Annotated in this window: 19 protein-coding genes; 15 read left to right on the top strand and 4 right to left on the bottom strand. The window is 61.2% G+C overall.

The window, feature by feature from the left end; translation table 11 throughout:
• Positions 1–85: 85 nt before the first annotated feature.
• From NE850_RS37055 to NE850_RS37045, 3 genes are all read left to right on the top strand, one after another.
• Positions 86–847 carry a glucose 1-dehydrogenase gene (locus NE850_RS37055; protein WP_007176050.1) on the top strand — a complete coding sequence of 254 codons (762 nt, stop codon included), beginning with the start codon at positions 86–88 and terminating at the stop codon, positions 845–847.
• A gap of 157 nt (positions 848–1,004) precedes the next feature.
• Positions 1,005–3,260 (top strand): SdiA-regulated domain-containing protein, encoded by a 2,256-nt coding sequence (locus tag NE850_RS37050; RefSeq protein ID WP_310700227.1) that lies wholly within the window; start codon positions 1,005–1,007, stop codon positions 3,258–3,260.
• A 161-nt stretch (positions 3,261–3,421) separates the two neighbouring features.
• Positions 3,422–3,895 (top strand): peroxiredoxin family protein, encoded by a 474-nt coding sequence (locus tag NE850_RS37045; RefSeq protein WP_405044924.1) that lies wholly within the window; start codon positions 3,422–3,424, stop codon positions 3,893–3,895.
• Here NE850_RS37045 and NE850_RS37040 read toward each other — a convergent pair.
• The gene (locus NE850_RS37040; RefSeq protein ID WP_157187670.1) at positions 3,885–6,275 is read right to left on the bottom strand and encodes a beta-propeller fold lactonase family protein; all 2,391 of its coding nucleotides are present in this window, start codon (positions 6,273–6,275) and stop codon (positions 3,885–3,887) included. The two genes, NE850_RS37045 and NE850_RS37040, sit on opposite strands and share 11 nt — an antisense overlap.
• A 736-nt stretch (positions 6,276–7,011) precedes the next feature.
• Here NE850_RS37040 and NE850_RS37035 point away from each other — a divergent pair.
• Complete coding sequence (locus NE850_RS37035; RefSeq protein ID WP_197740265.1) at positions 7,012–7,653, top strand: DUF1254 domain-containing protein; 642 nt, start codon at positions 7,012–7,014, stop codon at positions 7,651–7,653.
• Positions 7,654–7,814: 161 nt separating this feature from the next.
• On the opposite strand, the gene NE850_RS37030 is transcribed toward NE850_RS37035, so the two are convergent.
• Positions 7,815–8,123, bottom strand: a complete 309-nt coding sequence (locus NE850_RS37030; RefSeq protein ID WP_007176043.1) for a hypothetical protein — start codon at positions 8,121–8,123, stop codon at positions 7,815–7,817.
• Positions 8,124–8,341: 218 nt separating this feature from the next.
• The gene (locus tag NE850_RS37025; protein WP_007176042.1) at positions 8,342–9,295 is read right to left on the bottom strand and encodes a LysR substrate-binding domain-containing protein; all 954 of its coding nucleotides are present in this window, start codon (positions 9,293–9,295) and stop codon (positions 8,342–8,344) included.
• 160 nt (positions 9,296–9,455) lie between these two features.
• Here NE850_RS37025 and NE850_RS37020 point away from each other — a divergent pair, with 160 nt between their 5' ends.
• From NE850_RS37020 to NE850_RS36970, 11 genes are all read left to right on the top strand, one after another.
• On the top strand, positions 9,456–10,523 hold the full coding sequence (locus NE850_RS37020; RefSeq protein WP_007176041.1) for an ABC transporter substrate-binding protein: 1,068 nt from the start codon (positions 9,456–9,458) through the stop codon (positions 10,521–10,523).
• Positions 10,524–10,581: 58 nt separating this feature from the next.
• Positions 10,582–11,661: an ABC transporter ATP-binding protein gene (locus NE850_RS37015; protein WP_007176040.1), complete on the top strand. Its 1,080-nt coding sequence runs from the start codon at positions 10,582–10,584 to the stop codon at positions 11,659–11,661.
• Positions 11,648–12,520, top strand: a complete 873-nt coding sequence (locus NE850_RS37010; RefSeq protein ID WP_007176039.1) for an ABC transporter permease — start codon at positions 11,648–11,650, stop codon at positions 12,518–12,520. The genes NE850_RS37015 and NE850_RS37010 overlap by 14 nt, the downstream gene beginning before the upstream one ends.
• A 14-nt stretch (positions 12,521–12,534) precedes the next feature.
• Entirely contained in the window at positions 12,535–13,332 is a 798-nt protein-coding gene (locus NE850_RS37005; protein ID WP_165187680.1) for an ABC transporter permease, read from the top strand.
• Positions 13,329–14,465, top strand: coding sequence for an FAD-binding oxidoreductase (locus tag NE850_RS37000; RefSeq protein ID WP_007176037.1), 1,137 nt, complete (start codon positions 13,329–13,331; stop codon positions 14,463–14,465). Before NE850_RS37005 ends, NE850_RS37000 begins: the two co-directional genes overlap by 4 nt.
• Before the next feature lie 7 nt (positions 14,466–14,472).
• Complete coding sequence (locus tag NE850_RS36995; protein WP_007176036.1) at positions 14,473–14,844, top strand: (2Fe-2S)-binding protein; 372 nt, start codon at positions 14,473–14,475, stop codon at positions 14,842–14,844.
• Complete coding sequence (locus NE850_RS36990; protein ID WP_007176035.1) at positions 14,834–16,252, top strand: FAD/NAD(P)-binding oxidoreductase; 1,419 nt, start codon at positions 14,834–14,836, stop codon at positions 16,250–16,252. Before NE850_RS36995 ends, NE850_RS36990 begins: the two co-directional genes overlap by 11 nt.
• Positions 16,245–17,417, top strand: coding sequence for an FAD-binding oxidoreductase (locus NE850_RS36985; protein ID WP_165187678.1), 1,173 nt, complete (start codon positions 16,245–16,247; stop codon positions 17,415–17,417). The genes NE850_RS36990 and NE850_RS36985 overlap by 8 nt, the downstream gene beginning before the upstream one ends.
• Before the next feature lie 77 nt (positions 17,418–17,494).
• The gene (locus tag NE850_RS36980) at positions 17,495–17,848 is read left to right on the top strand and encodes a RidA family protein (protein ID WP_007176033.1); all 354 of its coding nucleotides are present in this window, start codon (positions 17,495–17,497) and stop codon (positions 17,846–17,848) included.
• A 217-nt stretch (positions 17,849–18,065) separates the two neighbouring features.
• The gene (locus NE850_RS36975; RefSeq protein WP_007176032.1) at positions 18,066–19,409 is read left to right on the top strand and encodes a TAXI family TRAP transporter solute-binding subunit; all 1,344 of its coding nucleotides are present in this window, start codon (positions 18,066–18,068) and stop codon (positions 19,407–19,409) included.
• 1,005 nt (positions 19,410–20,414) lie between these two features.
• Positions 20,415–22,454 carry an arabinofuranosidase catalytic domain-containing protein gene (locus NE850_RS36970; protein ID WP_310700226.1) on the top strand — a complete coding sequence of 680 codons (2,040 nt, stop codon included), beginning with the start codon at positions 20,415–20,417 and terminating at the stop codon, positions 22,452–22,454.
• Positions 22,455–22,646: 192 nt separating this feature from the next.
• Here NE850_RS36970 and NE850_RS36965 read toward each other — a convergent pair.
• Positions 22,647–22,876 (bottom strand): 4Fe-4S dicluster domain-containing protein (locus tag NE850_RS36965; protein WP_310699881.1); only part of this gene is annotated, 230 nt, incomplete at its 5' end.

Raw genomic sequence — 22,876 nt, 5'->3', positions numbered from 1 at the left:
GCCCCCTCCCCGGACCGGAACCCGCATGCATCATCGCGATTGCGCTGAAGAGGCGTCATCTCACCGTCACGCAGAGGTTCGCTAAATGAATACCGTCCCGCAGGTCCCGTTGATTCTGATAACAGGCGGAGGCCGTGGCGTAGGCGCGGCGACTGCGCGGCTCGCTGCCGCACACGGTTACGATGTAGCGATAAGCTTCGTCTCCGACGAGTCTGCCGCTCTCGCGGTAGCGGCTGATGTGGAAGCTGTCGGACGCCGGGCTTTAGCCGTGCGCGCAGACAGCGCAGATCCTGAGCAGGTCGCTCAGCTATTCGCCGCGATCGACCGGAAGTTCGGCCGGATCGACGTGCTGGTGAATAACGCCGCGATCATTGCGCAGCAATCCCGGCTGGAGGATCTCGAATTCGAGCGGATGCAGCGTATCTTCGCGGTCAACTCGATCGGCCCTATCCTCTGTGCGCAGCAGGCGGTGAAGCGGATGTCGCATCGTCACAATGGCCGAGGCGGTGTCGTGATCAACGTTTCATCGGCATCGGCCAGGCTTGGCAGTCCAAACGAATATGTCGACTATGCTGCGTCGAAGGGTGCGCTTGAGACATTCACTACCGGCTTTGCAAAAGAAGTCGCGCGGGAAGGGATACGCGTCAACTGCATTCGCCCCGGCCACATCTACACCGACATGCATGCAAGCGGCGGCGAGCCGGGACGAGTGGATCGCGTCAAGGACTCGATCCCGATGGGAAGAGGCGGTCAGCCTGAAGAGGTTGCGCGGGCGATCCTATGGCTGGCAAGCGCCGAGGCGTCTTTCATCACCGGCACGTTTCTCGATGTCACCGGCGGCAAGTGAGCAAAAGGGTACGGCAATGGAGGCGGTGCTCCGCGGATACAGCATGTGACAGGTCGCCCCCGTCAGGTCTTTCGTACCGTTTCATCAGTCACGAAGACGCAACACAAGTCCGTTATGGTCGCGAATTCTTACCGACCTTTCAACTTCTTACCGTACCGTGAAAACAAAACTCTTAATTTCTGCGATTCTCGCAGCCGGTCTTAGCGCATGTGGCGGGGGCGATATTGGCAGCAGCACTGCTGGTGACAGTGGCGGCAATACCACTGTGCCTGCGGTAGATCGCAAAATCCCTGCGCTTGCATTTGCCGATCCGCAAAGCACCTATGACTTGAATAGCTACACGCAGACAGCAATGTTTCCTCTGCAGTACGCTACGACCGGCACCAATCTGTTGAACGCAGAGGCATCCGGCGTGACCTATGACAAGGATACCGATTCGCTGTTTGTGGTTGGCGACGGTGCCACTTCAGTCGTACAGGTTGCAAAGAGCGATGGTCACGTTATCGATTCCATGACGCTCAATGCCGGCGACTTCGAGGACACCGAAGGCATCACTTATGCCGGTGGCGGCAAGTTCGTATTGGTGGAAGAGCGTCTTCGTCAAGTCGATCTGTTCACTTACGTTCCAGGCGGAACACTGCGCAGAGCAGACGTGCAGTCCGTCAAATTGGGTACAACGGTTGCCAACGTCGGTATTGAGGGTGTTACTTTCGATACCAAAACAGGCGGCTACATTGCCGTGCGCCAGTCGCAGCCGACCAGCATTTTCCAGATGGCGGTCAATTTTTCAGGCGGGTCGGCGACGGCATCGAACGGCACGCCCATCTTGCCAACGACAGACAATCCGCCGGTGTTGTTCGATGCGGCCAAGACCGGCCTTTCTGCGTTCAATGACGTTTTCTCGTTGTCGAATATCGCACCGGCCAACGCTCCGGATTACGACAGTGTCATCATCATCGGTGCGCCGGATGGCAAGATCGTCAAGATGGATCGTACCGGCAAGTTGCTGAGCAGCTTGTATATGAGTGCCACGGCCCAGAACGAGGGTGTGACGATGGGCCCGGACGGCACCATTTATGCGGTCGGTGAACAGGCTGCGGGACCGAGTCTGCCGGGCCTGACCATCTTCAAGCCAACCACCGGCACGAACAATGTCGGCATGGGCAGCAACCTCTACCTGACGTTCGATCAATCGGTGAAGGCGGGTGCGGGTAATATCGTTCTCAGTAATGGCGCCGACGACACCCGGTCGATTCCTGTGAGCGACACATCGCAAGTGACGTTCAGCGGTAGTGTGATGAAGATTCATCCGAAGTTCTACATGGTTGCCGGCACCACCTACCACATCACGTATCCGACTGGGGCGATCAAGACCACAGCGGGGAACGATGTTTCTGCCGTGACCGACTTATCGACATTCTCGTTCAAGGCGATTGGTACTGTTGACCACACCGCCCCGACATTGACCAGCACCGCGCCGGTAGATGGCGCGACAGGCATTATCGGCAACCACATGACATTGTCGTTCAGTGAAGTCGTGCAGGCGGGCACAGGTAACATTGTTATCAGCAACGGCTCCGATACGCGTAATGTGTCCGTTGACGACACGACCCAGGTCAAATTCAACGGCGCCCGGGTGAGCATCACCTTGACGACACCGCTGCAGGATAGCTCTCGCTACACCGTAAAATTGGCCAACGGCGTTATCAGCGACCTGTATGGCAACGCATATGCGGGCACGACGCAGAGTTTCACCACTGCAGCGGCAGGTGCGCCGGCGCCGACCGTCCTGATCTCGGAGGTGAACTCGAACGCAGACGGAGGCCAGGATTTCTTTGAAATCTACAACTACGGCAGCGCGGCAATTGATCTGACCGGCTGGAAGTGGGGCGACAATCATGCCGACGTCAACGATGCCAACAATAGCGCGGCATTTGTGGCGGGTACGATGCTCGCACCAGGTGAACATCTGGTCGTTGTTCCAGGTGTGCCCGGCACGGACGACAATACGTTCCGCACAACCTGGGGACTCGCCGGCACGGTTCCGGTCGTTGTGATGCTGAACGTCAATAACGATCCGGCAAATCCGATCGGTTTGGGTAAAGGCGATGCGGTAATCGTCTATGACGCGAACGGTAATGTCGCGGCTGCAATGAACTACGGGACGCCGATCGCTGCGGCGCAGGGAGACGGCACGACGAAAGCGATTCCAACGGCCACGGGTGCAGATGCCAGCCTCGTTGCGGCCGGAAACCATGCTGGTGCCGTTTTCGTTGGCGGCAATGCGAAGGTCTCCGCCGTGTGGGATACCGTTTCGCCAACGACGCCAAACTACGTTGAGGCAGTGGTTGGCGTGCACGGCGGTATAGCCGAGCCGCTTAAACCTGCATCGATTGGTTCGCCTGGACAGTAATTTCCCGCCGCTTTGCGGCATGTGTATGGCGAAAAACCGTCCGACTTTGTCGGGCGGTTTTTTTTTGATCTTACGCGTCAGTCCGTGAGGCTGGACGCCTTCCGTACCGACTTCAAGGGGGGAAGCCACCGTATAGCGCGCCGCCGGAAATTCATCCGGTGATGGAACGCGCCATCGCAGAACTGATTGCGAGCGGGCAGGCCGCCGGAGCCATTAAGGCCGGTGATCGCGCGCCGCACTTCAACCTGAAAGATCAGGATGGCAACGACGTGTCTTCCGCAGCGCTGCTCCTGAAGGGGCCACTGGTCGTGACGTTCTATCGCGGCGCCTGGTGCCCGTACTGCAATATCGAATTGCAGGCGATCAACGAAGTGCTGCCGCAAATTCAGACATATGGCGCGAACGTCGTGGCGATCTCACCGCAGACACCGCTCACTAGCCGCAAGTCGGTGCGCACCAACGAACTGGGTTTTCCGGTGCTGAGTGACATGAACGGTCGTGAACGGTCAGACGCGCGCCGACTTCGGACTGCGCTTCGCGCTGCCCGACTATCTGGTCGAGCTTTACAAGAACCTGAAGAACGATCTGCCGGCGTAGGCATTTGCGGCCAACACAGCGCCCCGGTCAGGGATTGACTACGGCAAGATCGAACGGGCGAGCGCCGACGCCGAACGGGCTACCGGCCAGATCCTGCAGAGCCCCGGTGGCCGGATCGATCGAAACGACTGATCCGTAGATCGCCAAAGCGTTACTCACGTACAGGTACTTGCCTGTAGGGTCTGGAACGGTGAAATTGGTGCCCGCGTTACCGTAGGCTCCGTAGCTGTCGGAGGTCAGTTGGGTCAGCGCGCCGGTCGTTGCGTCGACCGAATACGTCAGCAGGTTGCCGCCGTTGCCGGTACTGGCGAACAGCAGCTTGCCGTCCGGGCTCAGGGATGCACTTTGCCAGCCCCATCCGGTGTAGTTTGTCGTGGCCGTGAACGGGCTGCCGCTCACCGGAGTCAGCGCCCCGCTCGTCGCGTCGATGGCGAGGGCCGTGATGTTAGCTTCCCAGTTCACCACGTATAGCACAGTCCCCGCAGGATTGACGGTAATACCGTAGCCGCCTTGGTTGACCGCGCCGGTGTCGCTGAAGGGGCCGCCGCTGATCGGGGTCAGCACCCCGGTCGTGGAGTCCACGGCGAAACCCGAGATGTCGTGACTGTTCTGGTTCAGCACATACAGAAACTGACCGTTGGGCGTGATCGCCAGGCGGGTGGGCGCCGAGCCGACTATGTAGGGGGAGCCTACTGGGGTGAGTGCACCGCTGATCTGGTTGATCGAATACACCGACACGCTTGGGCCGTTCGAATTGACCACGAACAGCAGCGTGCCGGCTGGGTTCACGACCATGCCATTGGGCGAGGTGCCGGATGCAAATGGGCTACCGGCGACCTGGGTCAGTGCGCCGGTTGTGGCATCGACGGTGTAGGCGGAAATGTTGTTCGAATTATTGTTGGCTGCGTACAGGAAAGTGCCCGCAGGGTTGGTGGTAACCCAACGCGGATAGGTACCGGCCGGAAAAATTCCACCGGCTGCAGCCCCTACGTCCCCAGTCGTATGGTTGTAGGTGTATCCCAGTATGCGGTTGTTTGTGTAGTCAGGTATGTAAATGAAACTGGTTTTGGCAGGTGTGGTCACGCAACTCACGGCAACGCTCGTCACATTGACGCTCACACCCGCGCCCGAGCCGTTGGAGACGGTGCAGGTCTGCCCGGCGGGCTGAGTGCCGACGGTAACGGCGTAGCTGCCGTTGTACGCCACCGGCGTGGCAAAGGTGAAGCTGCCGTTGACTGTGACAGTGGTTGGATCAGCTGCATTATTGTTCAGCGTGACCTGAGTGCCGCTGGCCAGGCCCGAGACCGTGCCACCGATAACGTAGGTGTTGGCTGAGCAGGTCACGCTCACGTTCGAGGTATTCGCGGTGACGCCGGCGCCCGTGCCATTGGAGACGGTGCAAGTCTGCCCAGTGGGCTGGGTACCGACTGTGACCGCGTAGCCGCTGTTATAGGCCACCGGTGTGGCGAATGTGAAGCTGCCGTTGGCCGCGACAATTGTTGGATCCGCGCCATTGTTGTTCAGCGTGACCTGACTGCCCGTAGCCAGGCCCGAGACCGTGCCACCGATAACAAAGGTGTTGGCTGAGCAGGTCACGGTAACGTTCGAGACATTGGCGGTAACGCCAGCGCCCACACCATTGGAGACCGTGCAGGTCCGCCCGGAGGGCTGGGCGCCCACGGTGACGGCGTAGGTGCTGCTGATCTCCACCGGAAACGTAAACGTGCCATCGGAGTGGATCGTCAAGGCGCTGCCGCCATTGAGCAGCAACGTCAGCGATCCGCCTGACAGTCCGAAAACCCTGCCACCGAGCGTGTAGGACGATACCGAGGTGACCGACGACTGAGTGCCCGTCGTCATGGGCAATGTAACCTTGACCAGCGGGCCAGCCGATGTGGGCGCTGCAATCTGCACGCTGGAAGGCGTCGGGGCGGACAAAGGATTGCCGTCAAAGAATCCGTCCAGCTCCTGACCATTAGCGACAAACGGGGTCGTTGTGGGATCAAATCCTGTGGTGCTTACGCCGTTACCACTCAAGGCTTGTAGCAGCGACGCCGTCAGAATATTGGCCTTCGCCTGCAGGTATTGCGTCGCGGTAATCTGCGACAGCAACGCCAACACTTGTCCGCTCGTGGCCGGGAGGGCTGCAGACGAGGCCAGGCCAGCCGCGTCATAGGATAGCAATGTGGTCAGGGGATCGATGTTCACCACGCCGTTGATGACGCGTGACCCCTGCGGGGGAACCGCAACGGCCATCAATGGCGCTCCGTTCGGCGTGGTGTACCCCAATACCGTGATTGCAGCCGATCCTGGCGCACAGTTCGTGGTACTCATGGCATAGGTGCCATCGGTGGCTGTGGTGGCTTTGGCGCAGACATTGCCTTGCGTGTCAATCGCCTCGACGGTTTGCCCGGCCACAGGGTGTCCGTACGCCACCGTGCCGGAGACTTGGCTGGCACTGGGCCCAATCGGCGTTATGCCTCCACCGCTTCCACCGCTACACGCAGCCAGAAACAAGGTCAATACCACCGCGGCGGTCACACTGAGGCAAGAACGCAGATTCATGAATAGTCTTGAGGGAAAAGTAATTGCACGACAGAGCGTGCCTTGTCAGAAGCGATATTGAACGTCGATAAGCGTCACCGGACACCATCGCAGGCTGCCTGGATCGTCCTCGATTTGCCGCCATCGCACATTCCCGCTCGCTGAACGGCAGATGGTGGCCGGAGACGCCCGCTGCGAGGTCGCTCCTTAGCTAACGGCCAAAAGTCGTTTAAATTGATGCGGAATTAGCAACAGATATTTCCCGAGATCGTTGGTTATGGCTCGGACTGCATGGTGGTATAAGCTGCCCCGACACTGCAAAAACGAGGGCTACCAAATAGCTCCAAGGGCGAGCAACCATTTGGCCAACGTCTAAGCCAGTGCGAAATTCGGATTCCGGGGCGGAGCACGCGCACCGCGAGCATGCCAATCAAACGGCCGCACTCTGGAGGCGCAAAACGATCATTCCCACGCTCAACCGTTGAGTAATTTGAAATGAACTGCCGCAATTTTTCGGTTGGCGTTTCAATGAAGACACACGTCCGAGTGATTTGAATTCAAGAATGGATACCCGGTTGACGACACAGCTGAACGTCTGTTCGAACTGCAATTGGTCAATCGGGCTACCGAGGTCTATCTGACGCAGATGATGCCCGTCAGCGAGATTGCATTGCGCGAGGGCATGCGCGCATTTTGGTTCGAAAAACCCGACACAGGTTGTGATCTGGGACAACCTGATGGACGTTCAGACCTGCTGCTGACTGCGAACACCGAGACGGCATACGCGATGAGCCACCTCGACCTAAGGACGGATGGTCCGACCGTTATCGAGGCTCCACCACATATGCTAGGGTTCGTTCAGGACGGCTTGCAGCGTTACGTGGCCGATATTGGCCCGTTACGCGCCGACAAGGGCAAAGGCGGAAAATTTCTGGTGTTGCCCCTCGCTATAAAGGCTCATGCCAACACCACAGCGGACGTTCGAAACTTCGGCATGAGCATCGCCTGTTGGCCGATGTCTGTCCGCCACCTAGCCCTTAATCAGCAGAGTCACCGTGATATCGTCGACCGAGCACCCGGAGATACGAAACCTGTCATTGCGTCTGCTAACCTGATCGAAGCCCAAAGATCGATAAAGTCCGATTGCATACCGAACGTTGTTCATTCGCCTGTCACCGACCCGGGCCGCAAGAGTCGGCTCTTCGTGGCAAAGCCACCCTTCGAATGTGCCCCTGAAGGTGCGGCCCAGTAGTTTCCTGGCCGGATTCAGTGTGGCGCGAACCGCTGTCAGGAAGATCTTGGGGAGAAACAAAAAAGCCGCTGTCCGTGAGGGCAGCGGCTTTTCTTACAACGGCGGGTGAATGAGGGCGCCTGTTCGCTCTGTGCTTGCGCCTGATGCGTTATAAATTGCTGTTATTTACCAGCCGGCGACGCTGTACTTGGGGTTGCCAGCGTGTTATTGACTCCGTAAGCGCTGGCATTGGACGTCGAGTTCGTGTTCGTGGTCTGCTGCAGGCCGGAGTTCGCCGACCCGGCGCTCATGCCGCTATCCGAGTTGGTGGCGCCAGCTGTGCCGTAGCCGCTCGTTGCATTGGCCGGCGATACGGCGGCGGGCGACACTACGCTCGGGGTTGCCAAGGTGTTATTGCTTTGTGCATAGGCCTCGCCCGACAGCGCGAGTGCGACGACAGCCGCGATTAATGTACTGGTTGCCTTGTTCATGACCTGTGCCTCCTGGATGGACTCGAATTTTTTATGTAAATATAAGCAATGGAAAGTCTAGGAAAACGGTCGCTGATAATTAAGCGCATTGTTCGCAAGGGTTAATTTCGCTTTTCGGAATGACGTCTAATGGCGTTCTGCTCCCAAATCTGAAGCCGGCGTGGTTCGACATTGCGCGACGAATGCCGGGGCGGAAGAAGCGAACGTCGATATCCCCGTCACCCTCCAATCCCCGACCGCAGCGCCTTGCGCCTTCCCACACTCCGGGCCGGCACCACCACCTCCGCCAGCAATTCGTCGTGCAACCCGCGCAAGACTTCCACAAACGCCGAAGCAAGCCGCTCTCGCGGCCTGTGCGGAGGAAAAAGCAGATAGGTCTGAAACCGCGTAGCCGGCAAGAACGGGCGAATCGCGATCTCAGGCCCCGCGAAGTCGCGTGCGACGATTGGATGCGCGAGCGTCACTCCCATGCCGTGGCGGACCATCTCGCAGCACATCGCGGTGTATTGCGCCTCGATTGCCAGAACGCGCTGCACGCCCGCGCGCTGGAACACTTCGTCCATCAACACGCGCGTGCCGTCGCCGTGACACAGCGAGATGAACGACTCGCCTTCCAGATCCTCCGGCTTGATGCTGCGCTTCGCCGCCAGCCGATGCGCAGCCGGCATCACACAAACGGCAGCCACGTCCGACAACTGCTCGACCTCGCAATCGGACGCCTCACTCACATACACCGCCACGCCGAGATCGCAAAACTGAGACGCCGTCCAATGATTGACCGTGCCGGACGTATTCACGTGAAGCGACACCGTGACATCCGGGAACAACTCCACAAAACGTTTGATCGCGTGCGGCACCAGCGTCATGCCCGCCGAAGGCATCGCCGCGATGCGCAGGCGGCCGCTGCCGAGATTGCGAATCTGCGCCGCGGCATTCGCCAACCCCTGCAGGCCGACAAACGCGCGTTCGACTTCGCGAAAGAACGCCTCGCCTTCGCTCGTCGGAATCAGGCGCACGCCGCTGCGCTGAAAGAGCTGTAAGCCCGTGTCGCGCTCCAGCTGAGCGATCAGACGGCTGACGTTCGGCTGCGAAGTGAAGAGCGCCTTGGCCGCGGCGGTCATCGATCCCGACACCATCACCGCCCGAAACGCCTCGATGTGCTTGAGATTCATAGGTGTTCTCCCTTAGACAACCGCCGTCAATCCATATCATCCATGCATAGATAGGTATTTTATTCGTATTGGACGGCATGATTGGCCGGCGCGAAACTGCATTCTATTCGACGGGCAGCGAAGCCCGCCCTCCCCCACACCGGAACTGGAGATCGTCGTCATGAGAAGCGCGTTGCATCGCCGTTTGTCCGCCCCGTCCCGCACCACCATCGCGGCGCTTTCATTTGCGGCTGCGTTGGCCGCGCCGCTCGCCGCGCAGGCCGAGACCACGCTTTATGTAGCCAACGTCGGCGGCTCGAACGAGCAGGTCTACCGGCAGAAAATCATCCCGCCGTTCGAAAAAGCGCATAACGTCAAGATCGTCTACGTCGCCGGAAATTCGAGCGATACGCTCGCCAAGCTGCAGGCGCAGAAAGGCCATCAGCAGATCAACGTCGCGGTAATGGACGACGGTCCCATGTACCAGGCCATGCAGCTCAACCTGTGCGCGAAGCTCGACGACGCGCCCGTGATGAAAGACCTCTACCCGCTCGCGAAGCTCGGGCCGACGGCGATCGGCGTCGGCATGGTGGCAACCGGCATCGGCTACAACGAAGAAGCATTCAAGAAGGCCGGCCTGCCGCCGCCCGACTCGTGGAAGGCGCTCACCGACACTCGCATCAAGGGCAAACTCGGCGTACCGCCGATCACCAACACCTACGGCCTGCATACGCTCGTCATGCTCGCGCGTCTTTCCGGCGGCGGCGAGAAGAACATCGATCCGGGCTTCGCCGCAATGACGAAGGAAGTCGCGCCGAACGTGCTGTCCTGGGCGCCGACGCCCGGCGAGATGGACGGCCAGATGCAATCCGGCGACGTGATCCTCGCGCCATACGGCAGCGGCCGCGCGGTCGCATTGCAGAACACCGGCTTTCCGCTCAAGTTCATTTACCCGAAAGAAGGCGCGGTCGCGTTGCAGGTAGCGGCATGCGTGGTCGCGGAGAACGCGCAGCCGCAGTTGTCGCAGCAGTTCGTGCAGTACCTGTTGAGCCCGGAAGTGCAGGTGTTGCAGGCGCAAGGCATCGGTCTGGGCCCGGTCAACAAGACCGTCAAGCTGACGCCTGAAATAGCTGCGCGCGTGCCCTACGGTCCCGAACAGATCTCGAAGCTGACCGCGATGGACTGGACCACGATCAACCAGCATCGCACCGAGTGGACCGAGCGCTGGAACCGCTCGGTCGAACGCTGAACTCCGGCACCAGCAAGTCCCTCGCGCGGCGCGCGTTTCTGATGAAGGAGCAACGCATATGGCCTTCCTGACCCTGCAGAACATCTCGAAACGCTACGGCGATTTCACGGCAATCGAACACCTCGATCTGTCTGTCGAGCGCGGTGAACTGCTGTCGCTGCTCGGACCATCGGGCTGCGGCAAGACCACCACGCTGCAAATGGTCGCGGGTTTCGTCACGCCGACCACCGGCAGCATCCTGCTCGATGGCCGCGACATCACGCACGAGCGTCCGGAGAAACGCGGCATCGGCGTGGTGTTCCAGAGCTACGCGCTGTTTCCGCACATGACGGTGGCGGGCAACGTGGGCTTCGGTCTGGAGATGCGCAAGGTCAGGCGCAAGGAGCGTGAAGAGCGCGTCGCCGAAGCGCTTTCACTGGTACGCCTCAAAGGCCTCGGTCATCGTTATCCGAAGGAGCTGTCGGGCGGCCAGCGGCAGCGTGTGGCGATCGCGCGCGCCATCGCGATGCAACCCGAACTGCTATTGCTCGACGAACCGATGTCCAACCTCGACGCCAAGCTGCGCGAAGAGATGCACATCGAATTGCGCGCGATCCAGAAGCGCCTTGGCATCACGACGATTCTCGTCACGCACGATCAGGTGGAAGCGATGACCATGAGCGATCGCATCGCGGTGATGCATCGCGGCACCATTGCGCAACTGAGCACGCCGTACGACGCGTACGAACGCCCCGCCACACCGTTCGCGTCGACGTTTCTCGGGCGCACCAATGCGTTTTCCGGCGAAGTGCTGCGCCGCAATCCGCGCTGCGCGGAAGTCGACGTTGCCGGCACGACGCTGCACGTCCCGCACGAGGGCCGCCATGTCGTTGGCGCGGTAAACGTCTATATCCGCCCGGAAAAAGTCCATCTGGCCAATGGCGATGCCCGGGTGCGCGGCCGCATCTCGACGCGCGTATTCGTCGGCAATCAATGGCTGCTCGAAGTGGACACCGAACTCGGCAAGCTGCGCATCGCGCAACCGAACCACGGCGCGCCGCCGCCCGAGGAAGGCCAGGAAGTCGGCCTTGCCTGGACCGACGACGACCTGCGCGTGCTCACGCAGGACAACCAGGAGAGCGCTCATGGCCACGCTTGACGACGCCCGCCCCGGCGCCGCGCCGTGGCTGCTGTCGGGGCCCGCGCTGCTGCTGTTCGTCGGCCTCTTGCTGGTGCCGCTGCTGCTAACGCTGATGCTGTCGTTCCGCGTCTTCAGCGACACGGCCGGCGTGACCGCCGCCTATACGCTCGCCAACTACTGGGAAGTCGTCAGCGATCCTTACTACGGCACGATCTTTCTGCGCACCGCCGGCCTCGCCTTCGCCGTCACGCTGCTGTCCATCGTGCTCGGCGTGCCGGAAACCATCGTGCTCGCGCGCATGAGGCGGCCGTGGCAGTCGCTCTGTCTGTTGATCGTGCTGGGCCCGCTGCTCATTTCCGTGGTGGTGCGCACGCTCGGCTGGCAGATTCTGCTCGGCAACAACGGCGTGCTGAACAACCTTCTTCAGGCGCTGCATATCACCGACGAACCCATCCGCCTCGTCTTCACGATGACCGGCATGATCATCGCGCTCACCCATGTGCTGGTGCCCTTCATGGTGATGTCGGTCTGGGCGACCATGCAGAAGCTCGATCCGCAGGTGGAATGGGCCGGCCGCTCGCTCGGCGGCTCGCCGTTCGCGGTGTTCCGCCGTGTGGTGCTGCCGCAGATCATGCCGGGCGTGCTGTCGGGCTCGATCATCGTATTCGCGTTGTCGGCCTCGGCGTTCGCCACGCCCGCGCTGATCGGCGGCCGGCGCCTCAAGGTGGTCGCCACTGCCGCCTACGACGAATTCCTCGGCACGCTCAACTGGCCGCTCGGCGCAAGCATCGCCGTGCTGCTCCTGATTGCCAACGTGGCGATCGTGATGGGTTGCAGTCGTCTTGCCGAACGCCGCTTCCAGCACATCTTCGATTGAGAGGGAGAACGACCATGAAACAGAACGGCATTCTCGGCCTCGTCTACAACGCGTTCTTTCTGACCTTCATCCTCGCGCCGCTCGTAGTGGTGATGCTCGTGGCGTTCACCGACAAGGGCTTCATCTCGATGCCTTTCGATGGCGCGTCGCTGCGCTGGTTCCGCGCGATCCTCGAGAACGGCGACATCGTCTCGGCATTCTGGCTGTCGGTGCGGCTCGCGTTCGCGGCGGCGACCGTCGGCATGCTGCTTGCGGTGCCCGCCGCGCTGGCGATCGCCCGCTATCGCTTTCCGGGCCGCGCCGCGCTCACGAGCTTCTTTCTCTCGCCGATGATGATTCCCGCAGTCGTGCTCGGCATCGCGTTCCTGCGCTTCCTCTCGCTGCTGCATCTGTCCGGATCGTTCTGGTCGCTGGTGTGCGCGCACGTGATCATCGTGCTGCCGTATGCGTTGCGGCTCGCGCTGTCGTCGGCGGTGGGGCTCGATCGCGACGCCGAACGCGCCGCACTGTCCTGCGGTGCGAGCCGCTTCACCGCGTTTCGCCGCGTGGTGCTGCCGATGATCCGCACCGGTGTGGCGGGCGGCTGGGTGCTTTCGTTCATCCAGAGTTTCGACGAACTGACCATGACCATCTTCGTCGCGACGCCCGGCACCACCACACTGCCCGTCGCCATGTACAACCAGATCGCGCAGACGATCGATCCGCTGGTCGCTTCGGTGTCGGCGGTGCTGATTGTCGGCACTGTCCTCCTGATGATCCTGCTCGATCGCATGGTCGGCCTGGATCGCATTCTGATCGGAGAAGCCCGATGACATTGACAAGCACCGCCAGCCCCGACGTGCTGGTGCTCGGAGGCGGCCTCGTCGGTTCGGCCGTGGCCTACGGGCTCGCCCGCGAAGGCGCGCGCGTGACCGTGCTCGACGAGGACGACGGCGGCTTGCGCGCGTCGCGCGGCAATTTCGGCCTCGTCTGGGTTCAGGGCAAGGGCTATGGCCTCTCGCCTTATGCACGCTGGTCACGCAGTTCGGCCACGCGCTGGCCGGGACTCGCCGAAGCCCTGCTGAAGGAAACCGGCGTGAATGTGGCGTTGCGTCAGCCAGGCGGCTTTCACTTCTGCTTCAACGACGACGAACTCGCCGAACGCGAGAAGCGGCTCTCGACACTGCAAGCCGAACTCGGCGATTACCCGTACCAGATGCTCGATGCCGCCGAAGTCCGCGCACGCATTCCGCAAGTCGGCCCCGCGGTGATCGGCGCAAGCTATTCGCCGATGGACGGCCACGTGAATCCGCTCAAGCTGCTGCGCGGCCTGCACACCGCCATGCAGGCGCGCGGTGTGCGGCTCGTCTCGGGCGAGCGCGCGGAACGCATCGAGCCGCAAGCGCAGGGCTTCGTCGTGCACGGAAAGCGCGGCACGTATCGCGCGGCTCAAGTAGTGCTCGCCGCCGGGCTCGGCAATCGCACGCTCGCGCCGTTCGTCGGGCTCAACGCGCCGGTCGCGCCCAATCGCGGGCAGGTGCTGGTGAGCGAGCGCGTCGCCCCGTTTCTCGACTATCCGACGCTCAACGTGCGCCAGACCGACGAGGGCAGCGTGCAGTTCGGCGATTCGATGGAAGAAGTCGGCTTCAACGATTTCACCACCACGCACGTGCTTGCCGACATCGCCCGGCGCGGCGTGCGCGCGTTCCCGATGTTGCAGCACGTGCGGCTCGTGCGCATGTGGGCTGCACTGCGTGTCTACAGTCCCGACGGTTTTCCCATCTATGACCAGTCCGAGGCGCATCCCGGCGCGTTCGTCGTCACGTGCCATAGCGGCGTGACGCTGGCCGCCGCGCATGCGCTGCGCGTCGCGCCGTGGATCATGGGCGCGCCGATGCCCGAGGAACTGCCCAATTTCTCGGCGCGCCGTTTCGAGCACGCCAGAGAACTGACTCCCGCTCATTGAATTCGACATGACTACCCAATCGACTCACACACTCTTCAAGCCGCTGCCGGGCGCGCAAGGTGCGGCCGCCGCGAACGTCGCGATCTGGTTCAACGATCAGCCACTGTCCGTGCCCGGCGGCCGCTCCGTGGCGGCGGCCCTGCTCGCCGCAGGCGTGTCGCGCTTTCGTGCGACCCCTGTGTCCGGTGCACCGCGCGGGCCTTTCTGCATGATGGGCGCGTGCTTCGAATGTCTGGTCGAGATCGACGGCGTGCCGAGCCGCCAGGCCTGCATGGTCGAAGTCAAAGCCGGCATGCGGATCCATTCGCAGGAAGGCGCTCGCGATCTGCCGCCCGCGAGCATGACGGACGCACCGCTGGAGAACGCACATGGCCGCTGATTTCGCATCTGAATTCGCTTCCGAAACCGTTGACGTCGTCGTGGTGGGCGCCGGCCCCGCCGGCATGAGCGCGGCGACGCGCACGGCGCGCGCCGGTCTCAGAACGGTGCTGATCGACGAACAGGACGCCGTGGGCGGCCAGATCTATCGCGGCATCGGCCGCGCCGATGCGCGCCGCAAGGAGATTCTCGGACCGGACTACGCGGCGGGCGCCGCCATCGCCGATGCGTTCGCCGCCTCCGGCGCGCACCACGTGACCAATGCAACCGTGTGGCAGGTCACGCGCGAGCGTGGCGTCAATTATCTGAAGGACGGCAAGATCGGCAGCTTCGACGCGAAATGCGTGATTCTCGCGAGCGGCGCATTGGAGCGGCCCTTCCCGATTCCCGGCTGGACGCTGCCCGGCGTGCTGACGGCGGGCGCCGCGCAGATCCTTTTGAAGAGTGCGGGCGAAGTACCCGCCGCGCCGCCGGTGCTCGCGGGCTGCGGACCGCTGCTGTATCTGCTCGGCTGGCAATACGTGCGCGCCGGCGTGCCGATCCGCGCGCTGGTCGATACCACGCGTCACGAAGACCGCTGGCGCGCCAAGCGTCACGTGATGTCGGCGCTGCGCGCGTGGCCGTTCCTGAGCAAAGGCTTGCAACTGATCCGCACGCTGCGCCAGGCAGGCGTACCCATCTTCGAGGCGGCGGACGATCTGCGCGTGGAAGCGCGCATCGGCACGGATCATGTCGAGCGCGCCGCCGCGCTTCACTTCACGACGCAAGGCACGGCGCATCGTATCGAAGCCGATGTGATCCTGCTGCATCAGGGCGTCGTGCCGAACACACAATTCACGCAAGCGCTGCGCGCCGCGCACCGCTGGGACAACGCCCAACTCTGCTTCACCCCGAAAGTCGATGCGTGGGGCGAGCTGGATGTACCGGGCATCTTCATCGCGGGCGATGGTGCGGGCATTGGCGGCGCACAGGCAGCAGCCTTGCAAGGCTCGCTCGCGGGTCTCGCAGCAGCCGCGCAACTCGGCGCGATCAACACGGCGACACGCGATGCCGAAGCCGTCGCGCATCGCCGCGCACTCGCGGACGTGATGCGCATCCGGCCGTTTCTCGACAGCCTTTATCGTCCGCGCGACATCAACCGCATTCCGCGCGACGAGACCATCGTCTGCCGTTGCGAGGAAGTCACCGCGGGCGAGTTGCGCAAGTTCGTCGAGCTCGGCTGTGTCGGACCGAATCAGGCGAAGTCGTTCGGACGCTGCGGCATGGGCCCGTGTCAGGGGCGCATGTGCGGCCTCACGGTCACTGAAGTGATCGCCGATGCGCGCCGCGTCTCGCCCGCCGAAGTCGGCTACTACCGCATCCGTCCGCCGATCAAGCCGCTCACGCTGGGAGAGCTTGCCGGTGAATGACGCGACCGACATCCAGGAAGCCGATGTCCTCGTGGTCGGCGGCGGGCTGCATGGCACGAGCAGCGCGTTCCATATGGCGAGGCGCGGCGCGAAGGTGATCGTGCTCGAAGCCGACTATGTCGCCCGTCATTCGTCGGGCGTGAATGCGGGCGGCGTGCGCACGCTGGGGCGTCCGTTGCCGGAGATTCCGCTTGCGTTGATGTCGCGGGAAATCTGGCATGGCATGAACGACCTGCTGGGCGAGGATGGCGGCTTCGTTCCTTCCGGCCAGTTGAAGATCGCCGAAACGGACGACGAACTCGAAGCGTGCCGCCAGCGCGTCGCACTACTCGAATCGCAGGGATTCACGCACGAGAAAGTGATCGACCGGCAAACTGTGCTCGGTCTCGAACCGGCGCTCGCGCGGCATGTCACCGGCGGAATCTGGGTCGAGCGCGACGGCTACGCACTGCCCTATCGAACCACGACGGCATTCCGGCTCGCCGCGCAGCGGTTCGGCGCGCGCTTTCTGGAAGGCACGCCCGTGCGCCGCATCGAACAGCGCGGCACGCGATGGTTCGCAGTCACCCCACAGGGCACATTCAGCGCACAAAAGCTGCTCGTCACCGCGGGCGCATGGTCCGGCGAACTGGCGAAGCAGGTCGGCGAGCCGGTGCCGGTGCATCCCGAAGGTTTGATGCTGATGGTCACGCATCGCGTCGCGCCCTTCTGTTCCGCGACGCTCGGCGCAACCGGCAGGCCGCTGTCCTTCAAGCAGTTCGACAACGGCACAGTGGTCATCGGCGGAAAACTGATCGGCATTGCGGACCTGGCCAATCGCCACGGCGAAGTCGATTTCGTCCGCCTCGTGCGTAGCGCGCGGACCGTGACCGATCTGTTTCCTCATCTGCGCCATCTCGGCGTGAACCGCGCGTGGGCCGGCGTCGAAGCCTTTACCGAAGACGAACTGCCGGTGATCTCCGCGAGCCGCAAGGCTTCGGATCTGTATTACTCGTTCGGCTATTGCGGCAGCGGCTTTCAGCTTGGGCCGGGCTGCGGCAAGCTGGTGTCCGAACTGATGCTCGACGGCGCGCCCTCGATTCCGCTCGATGCGTTTGCCATCGATCGCTTCGGCCGCGACGCGGCATCTTGCCTCACGGGCGCTTCGTCTCTCGCGACGCATTAACCGGTTTCATTTTTTTCTGCGTCGCGCCGATAGTCAGCGCGCGGCGGCTTCGTTCGACTTCAACTGGAGAAATTGTCATGACCGATATCGTTCGTATCGAAACCAATCAACGCATGAGCCGCGTCGTCAAGGCGGGTGGCCTGGTGTTCGTCGGCGGCCAGACTTCCGCCGATCATACCGCTGACGTGAAAGTCCAGACCGCGAAGGTGCTGGAGAAGATCGACAACTATCTGGAGAAGGCCGGCATCGACAAGACGCGCCTGGTTTCCGCACAAGTGTGGCTCGCGGACATTGCCCGCGACTTCGCGGGAATGAACCAGGTATGGGACGCTTGGGCGCCGCAAGGCAACGCACCCGCACGCGCGACGGTGCAAGCAAAGCTCGCCGCACCCGAGTTGCTCGTGGAAATCGCGGTCGTGGCGCTTGCTTGAAAAAACGCTGCTAGCGCGTCGGGTTATCTCGCGCGCGACGGTCTGCAAACTGACGTTCCAGGTTGATGCGCCGTCATCCGCCTGGATTAGCCGCCAATTCGCCGCAGGAAGAAAGCGTTTGGCAGGTTGTTGACATGAAGCGAGGTAGCCTGCAGTCTAAGAACGTTATGGCAACGTCGTGCCTCCCGCCCGAAGCACGGACCAGAGAGACCAAACCGTGCCAAGGCACAACCCAGTTCTCCAGCGCGCCCGGAAAGCACCCGTAAAACCCAGGCGCCCGTGGCTCTTCATCACGGGCGCGATCCTGCTGCTGGCCGTGTCAGGCTGGGTACTGGCAATCATTCTCGCGCCCGCTTTCCAGCATACGATCGTCATGACGTCTGGAGCGGACGGAGGAATCTATCGCGGCTTTGCGGAGCGCTACGCGCCGATCCTGAAACAGAAAGGCATTACGCTCGATATCCGTAGTTCTTCCGGTTCAGTCGAAAATTATCAGCGGCTGAAAGACCCACGCAGCGAATATCAGGTCGGCTTTATCCAGTCCGGCACGACTCGTCCGAAAGAAACAGACGACCTGAAAACGATCGCCGCAGTCTCGTACGAACCGATCTGGGTGTTCTATCGCGGCGACGCCACGATCGACCGGTTGGCGCAACTGCGCGGCAAGCGGATTTCCATAGGCGTGCCCGGCAGCGGCCTGCTCAATGTTGCCCTGCAACTGCTCGCCTACAGCGGCGTTTCGGGTGACAACACCACGTTGTTGCAAATGGATGCGGCCAAGGCATATCAAAGTCTGGAAAACGGACAACTCGATGCGGCGTTCTTTATCGGCAGGCCGGATGCCGAGATGCAACGAACTCTGCTGAACAGCAATCTGAAGCTGATGAGCTTTGCTCAGGCCGATGCCCTAGTCCAAAAATTCCCGTCACTCTCCAAGGTCATTTTTCCGCGTGGCTCGACGAGCATTGCCAATGATCGGCCGTCAGCCGATGTCACCCTGCTCGCCGCCACGGCTTTGCTCGTGGCCAAGGAATCCTTGCATCCGGCCTTCGTCTATCTGTTACTGGATGCAGCCAGCGCCGTCCACGGTCGCGAAGATTACTTCACGCCACTCGGCAGGTTTCCCAACGTCAACACCGACGAATTTCCCGTGTCCGATGAAAGCATCCGCTATTTCAAGTCTGGGCGTCCCTTCCTTCAGCGCTACCTCCCGTTCTGGCTGGCCAGTTTTGTCGAACGGCGCCTTCTGATCCTGCTGCCTTTTGCGGCTTTACTGCTCGGCGTGCTTCAGGCGTTACCGCGAATCGCGGAGACGCGGATCAAAAACCGCCTCGTGGTCTGGTATCGCGAAGTGAAGCTGCTGGAAGATGAGATACGGCGAAGCGAGCGGCCAAGCCGGGAGCAGATTTCACAATGGAGCGACGAGATCGAACAGATCGACGCGCACGCTAACCAGATACGCCTGCCGCAGCGATATCTTCCGGATATCTACGCCCTCAAACAGGCTATTGATGTTGTAAGGGGGCGGATTTCCTATATGGCCAGGCAGGCGGAGAAATAGCCGACGGGAAGATTCGGCCGGCACGCGGTCAGAGTTTACGAGCACCTCTCGACCTTTGAGCGTCCGTGTCACCGTGCGATCAATGCGCCCCCACGGCAGCAGGTCGGATTCGCGAATCCGTGCGAGACGTTGCCCGCTACGTATGGAAATATTCTCAGGCGACGGCGAACGTGCGACACCCTCATTGAGGTAGCTCGCCCCGAAGGACGCGGGCTAGGGTATCGCTTTCGTTGAGGTACCAGGCAGATGCTCTCTGCCGGCCTGTCCCTCTGTAGGCAAAGCCCCCGGTTAAACCTGGCCAAGTCCGTGAGCACGCCATGCCTGATCGCATCGATCGGAGCCAGCCTCGAAGTCGCGGCATGTAGTGGAACGGAGTTGGTAGATCGAGCAGGCTACCGAGCACGCGACTTCAACGGTCAGCGCGATACAGCGGACCGGGCTTCGCTTCAGTGCCGCGCATTGCAACGCGCGGTGCGATGATTCTAGCAGCGCGCAGCACCGCCCTTTTCAGTGACCGCGCGAGGCTTTCGAGACGAATGACCATGACGACATCCGGTATTTTCATTAGGCATGCTTCACGTGCGCCCCAACTTTCCGATCGCCTGACCGGACGTACGCTCGGCCGCCAGCCGTTGATTTATGAACGATCATATTAGCGATAATATTGACCACCGCTCTAACGAGAGCAACCTTTCCAGCCCTGTATATGGGCGAAATCTTTCGTTTCTATTATGGAAACATAGGGGATTATACCGAGACGTCGAATTGATATTATTGACTAATATTATTACCAAACCGGCGACCGTATCGCCTCTAACCTGATTTCCACCTGGTGCATAGCCTGGACGGCGAACTGCACGACAAGGCTGCGCATTTTATAACCCGCCGGAAACGAACGCCGCTCCAAGGAACAACTGTTTGCCTGACACAGAATTATTAATTAGTCAGTTTGCATAACTAAGTGATTCAACTCAAAACAGAAACATGGTTTCATAGGAGGAGGTCATGATGTCCAGAGGAATTGGATTAGTTACTGTTCTATTAGCGATGACCGTAGGAGTTGCCGCATGTGACGGAGATAGTGGCGGCGCGACCGCATCTCAGGCAGCGAATGTATCGACTTCAAGTTTGACACCGACGAATGCCGCGCCCGCGTCGAACGACAATGCATCGATAGACTTGGCGACAGCAATGCCCCTACCTTGCGACGCCGCCGCCACGGCCAACACACCATGCTCCGCGGCTCATAGTGTCACCCGCCTGCTGACCCGGAATTACAGGGGGCCGTTATTCCAGGTTCAGCGGGGATCCGACAATGCAAAGCAGGACATCTATCCCTACACGTCCAGCACCTTGCCGTACGGCGCTGACCGCTCGCTGATCGGCTCAGCCAATGTCAAAAGCGCAAACACGTTCTGCAACAACACTACCTGTTCCGTCACGTACATTTACGACCAGATCGACCTGGTCGCGCCGCTAAAGGGCGGAGCGTTCGGCAATGTCCCGGCCACCCTTGCACTTAACCCGGACGGAACCGAATCACTGACCGTTCCGAATAGCGGCTCACGCCCGCAAAAAACGACGACCGTACCGGTGCTCAACGGCTTTGCGACGATCACGCTTCCGGGAACCAGTGGAGCACTGACCGTTCAACTGTCGCAGCCGCCTACCGCGCTGACCGCCCAGTCGCCCACTCTCCAGCTATCGATCGGGAACGATTTGCCGGCGCTTTCCGGCACACCGGCGAAGCTAGGCTTCGTGCCGCTGCAAGGCACGCAGATTCCCGCGCTGGGCACGTTGGCGGGACAAGCGTATCGCAACAGGTTCGGCACGGTGAACCAGTCGATCGGTGATAGCGACATCGCCGAATATATGGTGGCGGGGGCGCACTATAGCCAGTCCTCCACGTGCTGCGGGACTTACGGAAATATGGAAAACAGCGCCAATCCCGGCACCTATGCACATGGAGAGATCGAAGGCGAGATGTTCGCGCTGGCATTCTCAAATGGCAACGCTGCTGTATTTGGCTACTGCGATGGCAATTCGAACCAGCCGCCCAACGTAAAAGACCCCGTATGCAATGCGCGTGATACTAACTGGCCAGGCGTCGACGCGGAGGCAGGCGTCTATCTCTACGGCCCGCCGCAGCCTGCAAGAGAAAAGTTCGTTACCGTGCTCTCCAAATACTCGCCGGTGACTGCGTCGAATATCTTCGCTGTCAAAGGCGGCTCAGCCTCGCAGAGCGCACTCACGGCGCTCTATGATCAGGCGCCCCCGGAAGCCTATAACTTCGGCAACGATGCGGGTCATGCATTTAACGGGCAATGGCAAGGCGGGCTGTCGCTTGGCGAAGGCGGCGACGGTAGCGCTGCGCCTATCCAGTTCTTTGAAGGAGCGGTGATCACCAAGGCGACATCCGACACGACCGACAATGCGATCCAGGCGAGCATCGCAAGCTTTTATGGACCGCCGGCCGACAAGGCGGTGGCCGCCTGCTATGCAAACAACCTGATCAACTCGCCGCTGAGTCTCGCCACGCCGGATATCTGGTCTCAACAGAATGGCGGCACCGCCGTCCCTGCGACCGATATTTCGGGAGTGAACAGAGGGGCCGCAACGGTGACCAGTACGAACGGCTCGTCAGTTTCGAATGTCCGCGAAATCATCAGGGTTCAGGGCGGCCAATCGTATAGCTTTACTGACTATGTTCTCGCCACCACCAACGCGACGGTCTTTCCCGGCGGATCGATCCAGACCGACGACCCGAGCGGCACCGAATTCGCGTGGGTCCTCAATACGAATACGGGCGCTGTAGTACGAGGGACGTGGGGCGCTGGACAACCCACAGCGCTGAGCGCAGTGAAATCCGGCAATTGGTGGAAAGTGACGATGACCCTCACCGCTCCTGCGGGATCGAACAATGCGTCAGTGTTTATCGATCCGCCCACGTCCAACGCTGCCGGAGCCCGGTCACAGCAAGCGTCGTACTTGAGCGCAACGCATTATTGTCCGAGCCTTGCAATCGTGGCTAATTCGGGAACGTAGACGTGAACGGAGCGGTGGTTTCGGCAAACACCCGCTCCTGGAGGAATGAGTGAATTGGTTCGGACGGTGCCGCAGCACCGTCCGAACCAGAGCGTAATGGAAGATGTCCGGTTCGATAGCGGCCAGCTTCGATGCGCTGCAACGTCGATCTGCGTTCTTGTGCGGGCATGTCCTGTTCACCCGCGAGATCGATCACATGTTCGGGTAGTTCGGACCACCGCCGCCCTCAGGCGTGACCCAGACGATGTTCTGCGTCGGATCCTTGATATCGCACGTCTTGCAGTGCACGCAGTTTTGCGCGTTGATCACGAGGCGTTCGGTGTTGTCGTCGTTCTTCACGAATTCGTACACTTGCGCCGGGCAATAACGCGACTCCGGACCCGCATACGTCTGCCAGTTCACATTCACCGGCACTGACGGAT

Source organism: Paraburkholderia sp. USG1, assembly GCF_031570135.1.
GTDB lineage: Bacteria > Pseudomonadota > Gammaproteobacteria > Burkholderiales > Burkholderiaceae > Paraburkholderia > Paraburkholderia dioscoreae.
The sequence above is the reverse complement of the archived record's forward strand: the minus strand, read 5'-3'. Positions and strand labels throughout refer to the sequence as shown.